We start from the raw sequence: 14,515 nt of genomic DNA, 5'->3' as shown, positions 1-14,515 counted from the left end.
CTCTTAATCAGGATTGACAAACAAGTGGTAAGCTTCATCGAGCGCTTCACAGAGGCGCATCGAATCAAGCCGGGTATTATAGGCTGCGAAGGACACTCTGACCACCGCTTCATGGCCCCAATCACGTAATAAAGGTTGCGCGCAATGACTTCCGGCGCGTACAGCAATGCCTGCTTCCGCCAAAAAGGTGGCTAAATCAAACGCGTGCACCGCCTCGCTGTAAAAACTTACCAGCGCGAGCCCATCGTCACTTTGCGGCAGTAGCGTTAACCAAGGACGCTTGGTCAGTTGTTGACGCAGCTCCTGCGCCAGCTGTTGCAAGTAGTCCTTTAAACCAGCTTGACGCTGTTGCTCGAGCCATTGCATCGCTGCTTGGCAGGTCACTATCGCAGCCGTGTTTGGCGTACCGGCCTCGAAGCGATGGAGATTAGTTTGCCACTCACTGGTACTGCTCGTCACCGTAGTAACCATGCCGCCACCAAGTAGCGTGGGCGCTAAACGTGCTTGCAATGACTGACGCAGGTACAACACACCGCAGCCAGTCACGCCATACATTTTATGGGCTGAGAACGTCAACGCGTCACATTCCAGGGCGGCAACGTCAATTGCCACGCTGGCCACAGCTTGCGCAGCATCAACGACACACACCGCGCCAACGGCATGCGCGCGTTGACATATGGCACGCACCGGTAAGCGTTGGCCAGTCACATTGCTGGCGAGGGTTACCGCGACAAGTTTACAACGCGGGCCAATAACATCGGTCCAAGCGTCGGTCAAAGTACCGCGCACCGGATCAAGATCGAGCCAACGTAACTTCAGTTGATGTTGTTCTGCTAGTCGTTGCCACGGCAACAGGTTGGCGTGATGCTCAGCGCGTGAGAGGACAATCTCATCACCGGCTTGCCAGTCCAGTTGCAACCCCTGCGCCAACATATTAAAGCTTTGCGTTGCGCCAGAGGTAAACACCACCTCGTCAGCGCCTGCGCCGATCCACGCCGCAATTTCTGTCCGGGCGCCCTCCAGCAGTGCAGTTGCACGCTGCGCTAACGGATAGCTCCCTCGATGGGCATTGGCATGTTGCTGCTGGTAGTAGCTAACAAAACGCTGGAGCACGGCATCGGGGACTTGATAACTCGCAGCACTATCGAGGTAAACCAATTCCGGTTGCTCACGAAACAACGCAAACTCAGCACGCGGCGCAAGGAAATCAGACACGTAGTGCGTCCTTGTGCTGATGCAAGAACGCGATCAGCAGTGGATTCACCAACTGCGGATGCGTCAATGGCCCCATGTGACCACAATCCAACTGCTGATGGTCAACCTTTGGCAGCACTTGTAACAGTTGTACTGCGACGCGCTTCGCACTTTGTTGTGTGTGACTGCCGGTCAACAGCAATACCGGTAGGTTCATCTGCTGATAAGCACTTGGTGCGTGCGGCTCGCCCATCAAAGCAGCAAAATCCAACGCAACTTTGCTCGCTTGCGACGCCATCAACTGTTGCATTTTTGCCGGCAGCCCGGCGAAAAAGCCAGGGAAGTTCCAATAATCAACAAAGGCTGTGGTTGCAGCGAGCGCATCGTGTTGGTGCATTTGCGCCGCAATTGCTTCAATTTCTACACGCGCCGGTTCGTCGGCCTCCAGTAAATGAAATGCGACCGGCTCAAACATCGCCAACGCACGTACATCGAGGTGCTGTTCGAAGGCCATTTTTAACGCCAAGGCACCGCCATATGAATGGCCGACTAAGGCGATCGGTTGGGTACCGATAAGGCCTTTGACGCCCTCAACCACACGCGTCAATTCGTCTTCAAAACGAAAGGCTTCGCCTTTGGCTAGATCTGCCTTCGGCGCACTGCCGTAGCCGAGTAAATCCACGCCAATACAATCGAAGTCGTTCTGTAGTGCCTGAATCAGCGCGCGCCATTGACCAGTATTGCTTTGTGAGCTGTGCAACAACACCAGTTTGGCCCCTTCAGGGTTGCCAAAACGGTGCACACCTTGGAGTAATGCCTGCGTCATAACTGTGCCATCACTCCATAGCCAATCAAATACCCTGCTTGTAACAACAGCACGATAAAGGTACCGCCCATCCCAACCATACGCGGCAGTGAAGGCCCTACGGTCATGTGCATGCCAATCGGATGACAAACACGCGCAATAAACAATAAACCGCCGAGCGCATGCAACAAGAGCGTGCTGGCACCACTGAGTTCCATCAAGGCGAGAAACAGTACTTGTAAGGGCACGTACTCAGCAAAGTTCGCATGCACCCGAATGGCCACTTTTAAATCTTTTGAATCACCGGCCCCAATGCCAACGCGGTCGCGCCAACGCAAGCGGATCACGCCCACCGATAAGACAAAATAAAGTAAGCCAAGTAAACCGGCATACATCAGTGTAATAGGTAGTTCGACCATCATTATTATTCTCCTTAGTGTCGACGGCATAAAAAAACCCACGCAAGGTGGGTTTTTTGAAAAGCATCTGCAACGCGCCAGGGTTACCCGAGTAACGTACCTAGCTCTTTGCTGATGGTTTCCACATCACGCGTGCCATCAATGTTATGGAACGCCGTGTTACCTTGCTCAGCTAGTTTACGATAATACGCAACCAATGGCTCGGTTTGTTCATGATAAATTGCCAGACGCTTACGCACGGTTTCTTCTTTATCATCATCACGGATAATTAAGTCTTCACCGGTTACATCGTCTTTGCCCGCCACTTGTGGTGGGTTGTAGTCGACATGATACACGCGACCAGAACCTGGGTGCACGCGACGTCCGCTCATACGCGCGACGATCACATCATCTGGTACGGCAAACTCTAATACCACATCAATGCTGATATCAGCCTCTTGCATCGCATCCGCTTGTGGGATGGTGCGAGGGAACCCGTCGAGCAAAAAGCCGTTTTGGCAATCAGGTTGCGCAATCCGTTCTTTCACAAGCCCAATCATGATGTCGTCTGATACAAGTTTCCCTGCATCCATCACCGCTTTCGCTTGTTGACCTAATTCGGTACCCGCTTTAATTGCAGCTCGTAACATGTCACCGGTTGAGATCTGAGGGATCCCAAAGGTTTTCATCAAGAACTGTGCTTGCGTGCCTTTCCCGGCGCCAGGCGCGCCCAACAGGATAATGCGCATCTAAACCTCTTTCCTAATTGTATCTGGTTAGCGTTGTTGTAATTAGGTCGAACTTTACCCCCTAGCGGCGTGCTTTACAAGTCCGAGCATTGCCAACTTTGGTCGACAATGCTCAGTATTTTGTAAAGCTGTTTCGACGCTAAAACTAACTCAACTTACCGTTGGTTAATTCCATCATCAGACGATTCAAACGTCCAACAAACTGCGCAGGGTCTTTTAGGCTGCCCCGTTCGGCTAAGGTTGCTTGGTCCAACAACAGTTGCGCCCACTCGGCAAACTTGTCTTCATCCTCAAGCGCAACCACCTGCTGCACCAACGCGTGCTCCGGGTTAATCTCAAAAATGTACTTGGTTTCTGGCACTTTTTGACCCGCAGCTTCCATCAGTTTTGCCATTTGTGTGCTCATGTCATTATCATCGGTGACAATACACGCTGGTGAACTGGTCAGACGATGCGTAGCTCGCACTGATTTTACCTTGTCGCCCAAAGCGTTGCTGAAACGCTCAGCTTGATCCTTAAAGGCGTTTTCCAGTTCTTCTTGCTGCTGCTTCGCTGCATCATCTTCCAAGTCACCCAAATCGAGATCACCACGGGTAACACTTTGGAATGCTTTTTCTTTGTATTCGGTGAGATGGCTCATCAACCACTCGTCAATCCGCTCAGACAGCAATAATACTTCAACCCCTTTCTTGCGGAAAATCTCCAACGCAGGGTTGTCACGCGCAGCTTCATAGCTATCCGCAACAATGTAGTAAATTTTGTCCTGCTGCTCAGGCATGCGTTCAATGTACGCATCTAAGCTCACCGTTGCTTCGGCATTGTCTTCATGGGTCGAGGCAAAACGCAGTAAGCTTGCGATTTTCTCTTGGTTGGCATGGTCCTCAGCCGGGCCTTCTTTCAAGACAGTACCAAAGGTATTCCAGAACTCTTGATAGTCTTCAGGTTTGTCTTTGGCCAACTTACTCAACAAGCTCAACACTTTTTTGGTGCTGCCGCTACGCATTGCACGGGTAATTTTGTTGTCTTGCAAAATTTCACGTGAAACGTTCAGAGGTAGGTCATTCGAGTCCATCAAACCACGCACAAAGCGCAAATAACTTGGCATTAATTGCTGCGCGTCATCCATAATGAATACGCGTTTTACATACAACTTAATGCCGTGCTGCTGATCGCGGTTCCACAAGTCCCACGGCGCACGCTTGGGAATGTACAACAAGCTGGTATATTCCTGCGTCCCTTCCACTTTGTTGTGACTCCACAACAGAGGATCTTCAAAGTCATGGGCAATCGTTTTGTAGAATTCTTTATATTCGTCGTCGCTAATGTCGCTTTTTTCGCGGGTCCACAGCGCTTGACCTGAGTTCACAGCTTGCCACTCAGTCAATTTGCCATCGTCATCACGCTCTGGCATTTGCACTGGAATGCTCAAGTGATCCGAATACTTGGTAATGATGCCACGCAAACGGAACTCGTCGACGAACTCTTTCGCATCGTCACGAACGTGGAGAATGATGTCGGTGCCGCGCTGCGCTTTCTCAATGGCACGTAGGTCAAACTCGCCCTCGCCTTTTGAATGCCATTCAACCGCCTCGTTGGCAGCTACGCCAGCTGCGCGTGTGCGCACGGTAACACTGTCGGCAACAATAAAGGCCGAATAAAAACCGACGCCAAACTGACCGATCAAACGGCTGTCTTTGGCTTCGTCGCCTGAAAGCTTACTGAAGAAGTCGGCGGTACCCGATTTCGCAATGGTACCTAAGTTGGTCATGACTTCGTCTCGTGTCATCCCAATACCATTGTCGCTGATGGTAATCGTTCCGGCGTCTTTGTCGGCGCTCACACGCACAAAGAGCTCAGCGTCGTCGCCAAGTAAAGCGCTGTCGCTCAACGCTTTAAAGCGCAACTTATCCGCCGCATCCGAAGCATTGGATACCAGCTCACGTAAGAAAATTTCCTTGTTGGAATAGAGCGAATGAATCATCAGATGAAGCAACTGCTTCACCTCAGTTTGAAAACCATGGGTTTCAGCTTGACGGGTCTCCGCCATAGTGATCTCTCCTAACGCTTGTTGATAACACTATGGCAAAGATGGGGACGTTCTAAGTCATTTCAAGACTTAATTTCAATCCAATTCGACGCGTTTACGACCGCTAAAGGCATGACCTAGGGTTGCTTGGTCGACGTACTCGAGTTCACCGCCGACAGGTACACCGTGGGCAATACGTGAGGTGGCGATACCCTGCTGACGGGCAATTTCAGCAATATAATGGGCCGTGGCTTCCCCCTCGATGGTGGGATTTGTCGCTAAAATAATCTCTGTGATAGCTTCGCTCGCCAGACGCTCGGCAAGCTTGTCTAAACCGATGGCATCGGGACCAATGCCATCGAGTGGTGACAAATGCCCCATTAAGACAAAGTAGCAACCTTGGAACTGGCCCGTTTGCTCAATCGCCAGTACATCTGCCGGGGTTTCGACAATGCACAATAATCCAGAGTCGCGTCGCTGTTCATCCGCACAAAGCTCACACACCGACTGCTCAGTTAGGGTGCGACAAACCTCACAATGCCCTACTTTCTCAATGGCCGTGGTAAGTGCGTGTGCCAATTCCGCGCCACCTTCACGCTGACGCTCCAAAATCTGAAACGCCATGCGCTGTGCCGACTTAGGCCCGACCCCGGGCAAAATACGCAGTGCGCGGATCAACTCTGTGATGGCTGGGCTTAAGCGCATGGTCGTTGCTCTCACTTCACCTTAAAACGGCATTTTCATGCCCGGCGGAAGATTCATTCCACCAGTCACTTCCGCCATGCGCTCTTTCGTGGTTTGCTCGACACGACGTACCGCATCATTGATTGCAGCAGCAATCAAGTCTTCCAACATTTCTTGATCGTCGTCTTCCATTAAACTTGGATCGATATGCACGCGACGCACGTTGTGATTGCCAAGCATGGTCACTTTCACCATACCAGCTCCTGCTTCACCCGTAACTTCTAACTGGGCGATTTCATCTTGGGCTTTTTGCATGCGCTCTTGCATTTGCTGCGCCTGCTTCATCATATTTCCCAATCCACCTTTAAACATAACGACCTCGTTGTAATCAATCAATTAAAGCGGTTGCACCGAGCTATCATCAAGCTCAGCACCAAATTGCTGTTGTAACGCTAGCGCTAATGGATCTTCCGCTAAGCGCTGCTTCGCCTGCGCCAATCGTTGGGCGTCAATGGCTTGTTGTATTTCAAAAGGTGTGGGCTGCGGCGTATTTTTCAAGCCCACATCAACAATTTCTAACGCCATCGCTTGTTGCAAGGCTTCGCGAATCGCACTGGTTGCGCCATCACTCATTAGATGTTGCCAAGCTTCACGCACATAGAGGACATAACCTGCATCGTTCTTTTCCAGCACACTATTGCGCGCCAGTTGGCGAGCTAAGCCGTCGATGGCAAGGTTATCGATCCACGCAGACCAACGATCAATTTCGGCGGCGCTACGCGTTTCTGCTGGAATCTCAAGGTTGATGGTCGGTGCAGCCATCGCGGCAGTTACGTCGGGCGCAGTTACGGGCGCTTCCCTAACCTCGGCTGACGTGCTCGCAGGCTCAGGTTCAGTCGCAACCTCAGGCTCACAAACCACAGCCTCTGATGCCGTCGTTTCAAGCGGTTGTTGCGGCGCTATGGCTTCAGGATTTTTTTTTTGCGGCGGTGATACATCAGTGCGCGGCGTTTCGTTCGCCTGCTGCATTTTTTGCTGAAGTACCGCTCGCGTCTCCAAAAGCGAGGCTAAGGTGTCTTGCGTCGTCTCAGCCGCCGCGGGAGCCTCCACAGGCTCCTGTTGTACCGGCTCGCTCATTTCTGCTGGCTCACGCGATGCAAGATCTAGGTCAGGTGACGGCGCAGGAACGTCTTCAGTTGCAACCTCTGGCGGCGCATCATTGCGCCAGTGCTGTTCTTCAGTGACCTCTGCGGGTGCAACGTCAGGACGAGCTGCAGTTGTGTCTTCGGGAGCCGCGACATCTGGCGTTACTGCAGCGCCTGAGTCGGCGGCTTCTGTTTCTGCTTCCGTTTCTGCTGGAGCGGGTTCAGGTGCTGCAACTGGTGCTGCAACTTTGGTCACTGTCGTCGTATCCGCTGACGTGCGTTCCACCAAGGTAAGTTTCTGTGGACGAAACGCCATCAAGCGCAACAGGGTCATTTCAACGCCACTACGGACATCCGCAGCATAATCAAGATCACGACGCCCTTGCACCAAAATATCGTAATACACTTGCAATAGTTCTGCCGGAAGCTGTTGTGCGAGTTGCTGATCTTCGCTAGTGAGGTTTAAGGTCTCAGCAACTTCAGGCACCGCTTGATACAACGCCAATTGATGCACGTAATTCTGCATTTCGCTGAGTAAACTACTCAGGTCAGGAACTTGCCCAGCAACGCGCGCTAAACTCGCAAGGAGTGCCGCACCGTCGCCAGTTAACACATGCTCGAGCAAGGTCGCCAATTCAAAGCTTGGCACCGCACCTAACATTTGCTGCACACCAGCAATCGTAACTTGCTGCTCCCCTTGTGCAATCGCCTGGTCCGTCAAACTCAATGCATCACGCATACTGCCGCGCGCGGCACGCGCTAACGCAGGCAAGGCCGCTTCTTCAAAAGGAATCTGTTCTTGTTCAAGCACGTACTGAAGATGCGTTGCAATTTCCGCGCGCTCCATTGCTTTCAGGTTAAACTGCAGGCAGCGTGATAACACGGTGATTGGTAGCTTTTGCGGATCTGTGGTCGCCAATAAGAACTTCACATGTTCCGGTGGCTCTTCCAATGTTTTGAGTAAGGCATTAAAACTGTGGCGAGACAACATGTGCACTTCATCGATTAAGTACACTTTATAGCGCCCGTGCGTTGGTTTGTACTGCACGTTATCAAGCACTTCACGGGTATCTTCGACTTTGGTTCGTGATGCCGCATCAATTTCGAGTAAGTCGACGAAACGCCCTTGTTCAATCGCAACACAGGCTGAGCACTCGCCGCATGGATCAGCGGTAATCCCTTTCTCGCAGTTTAGGCTTTTCGCCAGAATGCGGGCAATGGTGGTTTTACCTACCCCGCGGGTGCCAGTCAATAACCAGGCATGGTGGAGACGGCCAGTCGCCAAGGCGTTCATCAAAGGTTTCAGAACGTGTTGTTGACCAACAACTTCGGCAAATTTACGCGGGCGCCATTTACGGGCGAGCACCTGATAACTCATGCTAGCTTCCTTGTTGAACTCATGCTGCGGCGATGATAAATCGAGATTCTTACGTTACCCTAAAATTCGCACAGGGTATAGTACGGGATCTTGGCGCGTTGCAGTCGTGACGGCCCCGGCAAGTCAGTCAAACTGATCACAAAAGCGCACTCGAGCAATTCTGCCTGCGTTTGTCTGACGAGATCAACCGCCGCTAATACCGTGCCACCAGTAGCAAGCAAATCGTCAATAATGATCACTCGGTCATCAGCGGTGAGCGCATCATCATGCATTTGCAGCGCATCTTCGCCATACTCCAATTGATAACGTTGTTCGAGTGTGCTGCCAGGTAATTTACCCGGCTTGCGCAAAGGGACGAAACCAACGCCCAACGCATAGGCTAAGGCGGTACCAAAAATAAACCCGCGGGCTTCAATGCCAACAACGCGTGTGAGTTGTAACGGACGATAACGCTCCGCAAGTTGCATAATGGTCTGCTGAAAAGCTACGCCATCGGCAAGCAACGGCGTGATATCTCGAAACACGATACCAGGTTTCGGATAATCGTGAATCGCACGTATATGTGTTTTGATGTCAAAGCTCATGAAATCTCAGGGCGCAATGGTGTTTGCATGGTTTGCCAGAGATCTGCCAACAACTCCAGTAGACGCTGTTGATCAATCGGCTTAGGTAAGCACAAGTCGGCTCCAGAACGGGTTGCGCTCTCTTCGACTTGCTTGAGATCTTGGGTCGACATTAACAACAACGGCGTTTGCGCATAGCTTTCCAATGCTCGCAAATTCCGCAATAAGTTAATGCCATCCATTAAAGGCATTTTATGATCGGCAAGAACCACGTCGTAGTGTTCTGCCTTCGCTTTATTCAACCCTTCAAGGCCATCATTGGCACAATCAACGACAAAAGGTGTATGCGCGAGCATCTCAAGTAATGCTGCACGCGTCGTTGGTTTATCCTCAACCAACAAAAGTTTGCGAGACATAGGTTGCCTTAATTGGTTACGTGGGGGTTACGCCGTAAGGTGTTTCGCCCACTGTAAAATCGCTGGTAGACATGGCACGGCAACTACTACTAATACCGCAAGCACGCCAATCCAAGGTTTACTCGATGAGTCGTAATAACGTTCGGTTTTGTTAGCCATATGGGAGGTCCTCATAACTGCAGCTATTATTTTGCGGGGCGGATCATACTCGATTACGCGGTTGTGGACAACACACCACGCGCAGCAAAATCTTCAAGCAATTGAGTCAAGGCGGTTTTTAATTGGTCAGCGGTATAACCTGGCAACTGTGCCATTAAGGTGTCACACAGTTGCACTAAACTGGTCGGTTGTTGTTGGAGTAGCTCCAAGACAAAGGCGGTCATTGGGTTAAGTTGCAAAAACCGTACCTGCCCTTGCGCGGTCTGATAGACCACAACACAGTAAGGTTGCGGCTCTGGGTCTGTGGGTAAGTGTTCGGCTGAAATTTCAGCCACTGCGTACTGATAGCAAGCGATGCGCGCACTTGGGTTTAAGCGTAATAGGGTTGCCTCCTCCAGCGTTTGCGCAGCTAACACATCAGGTGGATTCGCGAATTGCACGTCAACCTCAAGTCGCTCGTAATGGGCAAGCTCAAATGTCCATACCGGCACGCCAGTGGTTGCCAAGTCCAATTGCGCCAAGTAATCGACAAACTCTTGGCCAATATCGGAAAATAATGGCGAGGCTGCCCGATGTTGCGCGATAAACCCCTCAACGAGAGCACGCCATTCGCGATCCGAAAGGACCTTGCGCAGTACCGGGAAACCGTTATCGAGAAACTGACGGATATTGTTGTGTACCAAACGCCGATACACCGCCAAACGACGTGCCTCGATAGCGGGGAAATCGTCGCCAGCTTCTGCGGCGCGGAGCCAATTGGCGAATTTATGCTGAAGTTGTTTGAAGTCTTGCGTCACTGCAGCGTTCAACCCGTTGTTGTGAATCGTCAATATGCGCCATTTCACTTAATAAGTCTGTGAGTGGCGGGATATTAAAGTCCCGCTCTAAAACCGTTGGAAAAATACCGTGACGACGATACGCATGTTCTAGCAGTTGCCAAACCTGCGGCTTAACGTCGGCACCGTGAGTATCGACAAATAAGTCAGGCGCTTCTTCAGTATGTCCGGCAATATGGCCGTATACAATGCGCTCACTCGGCAAAGCGTCAATAAACGCGTAAGGGTCGTAGTTATGGTTGACGCTATTCACGAACACATTATTGACGTCGAGCAAGAGCTTACAGTCAGCTTCTTCTACTACCGTACAAATGAACTCTAACTCACTTAATTCGGTCGCAAAGCTGGCGTAATAAGAGACGTTTTCTAATACCAACGGGCGCTCGATAATATCCTGCACCAGCTTTACTCGCTCGGCGACATAGTCTGCAGCTTCTTTGGTAAAGGGCATGGGCAATAAATCATACAAGTGTCCACCGGCTGAGCAGTAACTCAAATGCTCACTGTACACCGCGATATCAAAGCGATCTAAGAAAGCTTTCACTTGCCGCACGAAGGCAATGTCTAAAGGGTCAGGGCTCCCAATAGAGAGTGAGAGCCCATGACTGGTGAGTGGTGTTTGTTCGCGCAGTTGATCTAACTGGCGATAGGCTTTGGCACCGCGCGGAAACCAGTTTTCAGGAGCAAGTTCCCAAAACCCAACTTCCGCTGGTGCTGCCAAGACGTCTGTTAGAAACTCACGACGCAGTCCGAGTCCTACTGTCCGCCGCACTTCCCTTCACCACATTTGCCTTCGCCACACTTACCTTCGCTCGCTTTTTCTTTCGCTTTAGCTTTGGCTTCAGCTTTTACTTTATCACCGTGCGACTCGCCGCATTTGCCTTCACCGCATTTGCCCTCGCCACACTTACCTTCTTTCGCCTTTTCCTTCATCTTGTCGCTGTGCATGTGCTCTCCGCACTTGCCTTCGCCACATTTGCCTTCTTTGGCCTTTTCTTTCACTTTATCGCCGTGCATGTGTTCACCGCACTTGCCTTCACCACACTTGGCTTCACGATCTTTGCTTTGCTCTTGCTGATAACCAGAACCTAGGTCGGCATAGCTAAATGGATTGGCGGCAGCTTGCATAGCAACGCCACTCGCTAATAACGCGCCTACAGTTAAGCTAACGGTTTTTTTCACATTGTTCATGTTCAGTTCCTCGTTGTTGTGTCAAACACATTCATTAACTATAGCGTTTTTACAAAAAAAAGCCCCGCATTGATAGCGGGGCTTTACAACTTTTTTTACGTTAAACGCAATTTTTACAAAGAAACTCCGCGATTGCTCGCCTTGCTGCGAATGTAAGATTCCCAGCTACGTGCATTACGTCGTTGATCATTGAATTTTTGCGCTTCAGTTACGTATTTCAACGCTTGGCTAAACTTGTTTTGGTAGAAGTACGCTTCTGCCAAAGACATGTAAATACTACCCGGCTCATCATAGCCTTCGTCCAATGCTTTTAAATACGCATCCGTGGCAGCGTCGTACTCTTCTGCACGTAAGTGGGCAGTTCCCTTCTTACGATACAAATCAGCACGATCATCTTTGTCGCTTTCAACGCCAGCAGCTAAAGCATAGATTTTAGCTGCACGCGAATACTCACGTGCCATTTCAAAGTTAGATGCAGCGCTACGATAGTTGCGCGACGTCTTCTCGATATCACCAGACTCAAGGTGCTTCACCATCAGGCGAGCAGCATCAAACGGAATACCATTGTTCGCATACAGTTGTACCAATGCTTTAAACTGGTTTTCCTTATCGAAATAGCCTGCTAAGTAAGCAATTTCGAGGGTTTGAAGTGCTTTATCAAGCTCCTCTTCGAGCATATAAATCATGCCCAATTGGTTCCACCATGTGGTTTCACCAGGTAATACTTCAAGACCGGCTTCCAAAACATCAATCGCATCTTGATACATTTTGCGCTCATAATACGAGGCAACTTTCATCACATATGCGTTTTTGTTTGGCTCTTCGTAGTTTGCAATCGCAAGGTCAGCTGGCTTGATGACTTTGTCATATTCCTTCAGCTCATAATAAGCGTTGGCAATACGCAAAAATACATCTGGGTTCGCTTCACCAGTGAATTGCAACCACTTACCGTAGTACTGAAGCGCACCGCGATAATCTTCAACTTGAAGGCTTAACTGTGCCGACAAACGAAGAATCGTAGCTTGGTCATTCCAGCTAAGTACGTTCGCATCTGCAGAACGTTTTGCTAGCTTGAGAGCGTCATTAATACGCTCATCTTCAGTCAGTAAGTTTGCAAGAAAACGATCGACATAAGCGCGGTCAAACGAATCACTCGGATCGAGATCTTCGAGAATCGCGATTGCACCTTTCACGTCTTCTTCTTCGGTATACAAGTCGAAGGCGGCCATAATACGGCGACCAATACGCTCAGAAACAGCTTTACTACCGCGGCTATCTTTCTGCTGCTGTACCTGCTCGGCACTTGGCAAGTTGTAATTGATGTCTTGCGCCATAGCGGTAGGCGAACCTACCGCAACAACGCCACACAATACACTCGCGCTAATCAGCATTGAGAGTTTTTTGTGCATCATCATCATTACTCCTGATCCAAGGTAAAGTCGAGCTGAACAGTCTGTCCTGGCTGCTCTACCGGATTGCCATCAACCACTTTCGGGTTGTATTTCCAGCGCAAGAGTGCACGACGTGCTTCTTGGTCGAATACGCGACGTGGATTTGAGTCGATAACTTCGACATCTTTCACGCCACCCGTTTTATCAATGGTAAAGCGAAGCATTACCCAACCTTCGATACCATCACGTGCTGCCGCTGGTGGGAAGCGCGGGTTGATACGTACGATAGGTACAGCATCACCATCACGCATCATCGCGCCACTGGCATCAAAACCAGTGTCCGCACCACCTACGTCCACGTCAAAACCTAAATCTAGGTTCATACCGTCTGCGTCAGATGTATCTGGCTCATTCGGTGGCGTTTCCGGTGGCTGGGCCGGCGGTGGCGGCGGTGGCGGCGGCGTACGACGACGCTGATCCACATCCGACTCCGGAGGCTGAGTCACAATCTCAATGATTGACGACGGTGGAGGCGGTGCATTACGCCCGTCTCCCCCGCTGATCAAGAACGCCATGAACGCGAACAGGAGGAACGTAGCTGCAGCACCTAATAGTAATGATACTAAAAAGCGCACCATATTAATCGTCCTCTGCGGCTATGGATATCTTGTCAATACCCGCTTCCTTGATTTGATCCATGACTTTCACGACAACACCATGTTTGGCTTCTTTGTCTGCCTGAATCACTACGATATCGGTTGGCTGTTCAGCCAAAAGACGCTCGATGTTCGCGCCAACGCGCTCAACATCAACCATACGCTTGTCCATCCACACTTCGCCATTATCACGAATAGCGATGAAGATGTTGGCAGAAGGTTTCTTCTGCGCTTGACTTGCTTCTGGCTTGTTCACGTCGATACCTGCCTCTTTCACGAAAGAGGTCGTTACGATGAAGAAGATCAACATGATGAAAACGATGTCAAGCATCGGCGTCATGTCGATCGCTGCATCTTCTTCTTCACGAAAACGTTTACGTGCCATAATTCTTCTCTCTTAATGATGTGGCAAACTATCGATCAACTTGTCTTTTGCGCGCTTCACTTTCGCTTCTAAGCGAGTCGCGAAGAACATGCCTGACAAGGCAGCAACCATCCCAGCCATTGTTGGGATTGTCGCCATCGAGATACCGTCCGCCATAAGGCGTGGGTTACCCGTACCCTGCGTTGCCATGGTTTCGAATACTGCAATCATACCGGTTACAGTTCCGAGCAGTCCGATTAACGGACACATAGCAATCGCAGTTTTGATCAACAGAATACGTGCATTCAGTTTATCAGCTGCTTCTGAAATCCATGCTTCACGGATCTTATGAGCATACCAAGACGTGGTGTCCTCACGCGCGTTCCAACGATCGATGATGTCTTTTTTCATCTTCGGGAACACGCCAGTAAGGAACCAGTAGCGCTCAATCATGAGTACCCACATGAGAAAGAGGGCTCCCATGACGAAGTACAAAACATCGCCACCGGTACTCAAAAAATCCCTGACAGATTCCCAAAGCTCCATCAGGTAAAGCATAG

The 14,515-nt window shown here is 50.5% G+C and carries 18 protein-coding genes; all 18 read right to left on the bottom strand.

Features of this window, described 5'->3' with window-relative positions:
- Positions 1 to 3: 3 nt before the first annotated feature.
- The 18 genes from G535_RS13430 to G535_RS0109935 all read right to left on the bottom strand — a co-directional run bounded on the left by G535_RS13430 (position 4) and on the right by G535_RS0109935 (position 14,513).
- A complete protein-coding gene (locus tag G535_RS13430; protein ID WP_034728012.1) occupies positions 4 to 1,215 on the bottom strand; it encodes an aminotransferase class V-fold PLP-dependent enzyme in 1,212 nt (403 codons plus the stop codon).
- Entirely contained in the window at positions 1,208 to 2,020 is an 813-nt protein-coding gene (locus G535_RS0110015) for an alpha/beta fold hydrolase (RefSeq protein ID WP_034728010.1), read from the bottom strand. The genes G535_RS13430 and G535_RS0110015 overlap by 8 nt, the downstream gene beginning before the upstream one ends.
- A complete protein-coding gene (locus G535_RS0110010; RefSeq protein ID WP_026861936.1) occupies positions 2,017 to 2,421 on the bottom strand; it encodes an MAPEG family protein in 405 nt (134 codons plus the stop codon). The genes G535_RS0110015 and G535_RS0110010 overlap by 4 nt, the downstream gene beginning before the upstream one ends.
- Before the next feature lie 80 nt (positions 2,422 to 2,501).
- On the bottom strand, positions 2,502 to 3,146 hold the full coding sequence (gene adk / locus G535_RS0110005; protein ID WP_026861935.1) for an adenylate kinase: 645 nt from the start codon (positions 3,144 to 3,146) through the stop codon (positions 2,502 to 2,504).
- 145 nt (positions 3,147 to 3,291) lie between these two features.
- On the bottom strand, positions 3,292 to 5,193 hold the full coding sequence (gene htpG, locus G535_RS0110000) for a molecular chaperone HtpG (protein ID WP_026861934.1): 1,902 nt from the start codon (positions 5,191 to 5,193) through the stop codon (positions 3,292 to 3,294).
- A gap of 75 nt (positions 5,194 to 5,268) precedes the next feature.
- A complete protein-coding gene (recR, locus tag G535_RS0109995; protein ID WP_026861933.1) occupies positions 5,269 to 5,877 on the bottom strand; it encodes a recombination mediator RecR in 609 nt (202 codons plus the stop codon).
- Between the two features lie 21 nt (positions 5,878 to 5,898).
- Complete coding sequence (locus tag G535_RS0109990; protein WP_026861932.1) at positions 5,899 to 6,228, bottom strand: YbaB/EbfC family nucleoid-associated protein; 330 nt, start codon at positions 6,226 to 6,228, stop codon at positions 5,899 to 5,901.
- A gap of 24 nt (positions 6,229 to 6,252) precedes the next feature.
- Positions 6,253 to 8,379 carry a DNA polymerase III subunit gamma/tau gene (gene dnaX, locus G535_RS0109985; protein ID WP_026861931.1) on the bottom strand — a complete coding sequence of 709 codons (2,127 nt, stop codon included), beginning with the start codon at positions 8,377 to 8,379 and terminating at the stop codon, positions 6,253 to 6,255.
- Positions 8,380 to 8,438: 59 nt separating this feature from the next.
- Positions 8,439 to 8,963, bottom strand: a complete 525-nt coding sequence (locus G535_RS0109980) for an adenine phosphoribosyltransferase (RefSeq protein ID WP_026861930.1) — start codon at positions 8,961 to 8,963, stop codon at positions 8,439 to 8,441.
- Positions 8,960 to 9,358, bottom strand: a complete 399-nt coding sequence (locus G535_RS0109975) for a response regulator (protein ID WP_026861929.1) — start codon at positions 9,356 to 9,358, stop codon at positions 8,960 to 8,962. The genes G535_RS0109980 and G535_RS0109975 overlap by 4 nt, the downstream gene beginning before the upstream one ends.
- Positions 9,359 to 9,385: 27 nt before the next feature.
- Positions 9,386 to 9,517 carry a hypothetical protein gene (locus tag G535_RS14370; protein ID WP_275069080.1) on the bottom strand — a complete coding sequence of 44 codons (132 nt, stop codon included), beginning with the start codon at positions 9,515 to 9,517 and terminating at the stop codon, positions 9,386 to 9,388.
- 53 nt (positions 9,518 to 9,570) lie between these two features.
- Entirely contained in the window at positions 9,571 to 10,314 is a 744-nt protein-coding gene (locus tag G535_RS0109965; RefSeq protein WP_026861928.1) for an HvfC family RiPP maturation protein, read from the bottom strand.
- On the bottom strand, positions 10,283 to 11,125 hold the full coding sequence (locus G535_RS0109960; protein WP_026861927.1) for an HvfB family MNIO-type RiPP peptide maturase: 843 nt from the start codon (positions 11,123 to 11,125) through the stop codon (positions 10,283 to 10,285). The genes G535_RS0109965 and G535_RS0109960 overlap by 32 nt, the downstream gene beginning before the upstream one ends.
- Positions 11,110 to 11,544: an HvfA family oxazolone/thioamide-modified RiPP metallophore gene (locus tag G535_RS0109955; RefSeq protein WP_026861926.1), complete on the bottom strand. Its 435-nt coding sequence runs from the start codon at positions 11,542 to 11,544 to the stop codon at positions 11,110 to 11,112. Before G535_RS0109955 ends, G535_RS0109960 begins: the two co-directional genes overlap by 16 nt.
- 113 nt (positions 11,545 to 11,657) lie before the next feature.
- Entirely contained in the window at positions 11,658 to 12,959 is a 1,302-nt protein-coding gene (locus G535_RS0109950; RefSeq protein ID WP_241970442.1) for a tetratricopeptide repeat protein, read from the bottom strand.
- A 2-nt stretch (positions 12,960 to 12,961) separates the two neighbouring features.
- A complete protein-coding gene (locus G535_RS0109945) occupies positions 12,962 to 13,573 on the bottom strand; it encodes an energy transducer TonB (protein ID WP_026861924.1) in 612 nt (203 codons plus the stop codon).
- Between the two features lies 1 nt (position 13,574).
- On the bottom strand, positions 13,575 to 13,976 hold the full coding sequence (locus tag G535_RS0109940) for an ExbD/TolR family protein (RefSeq protein WP_026861923.1): 402 nt from the start codon (positions 13,974 to 13,976) through the stop codon (positions 13,575 to 13,577).
- Between the two features lie 12 nt (positions 13,977 to 13,988).
- Positions 13,989 to 14,513 carry a MotA/TolQ/ExbB proton channel family protein gene (locus G535_RS0109935; protein ID WP_026861922.1) on the bottom strand — a complete coding sequence of 175 codons (525 nt, stop codon included), beginning with the start codon at positions 14,511 to 14,513 and terminating at the stop codon, positions 13,989 to 13,991.
- Positions 14,514 to 14,515: the final 2 nt, after the last annotated feature.

It is taken from the genome of Pseudidiomarina sediminum DSM 21906 (assembly GCF_000423165.1).
Taxonomy (GTDB): domain Bacteria; phylum Pseudomonadota; class Gammaproteobacteria; order Enterobacterales; family Alteromonadaceae; genus Pseudidiomarina; species Pseudidiomarina sediminum.
This window is presented reverse-complemented; position numbering and strand designations above follow the sequence as displayed.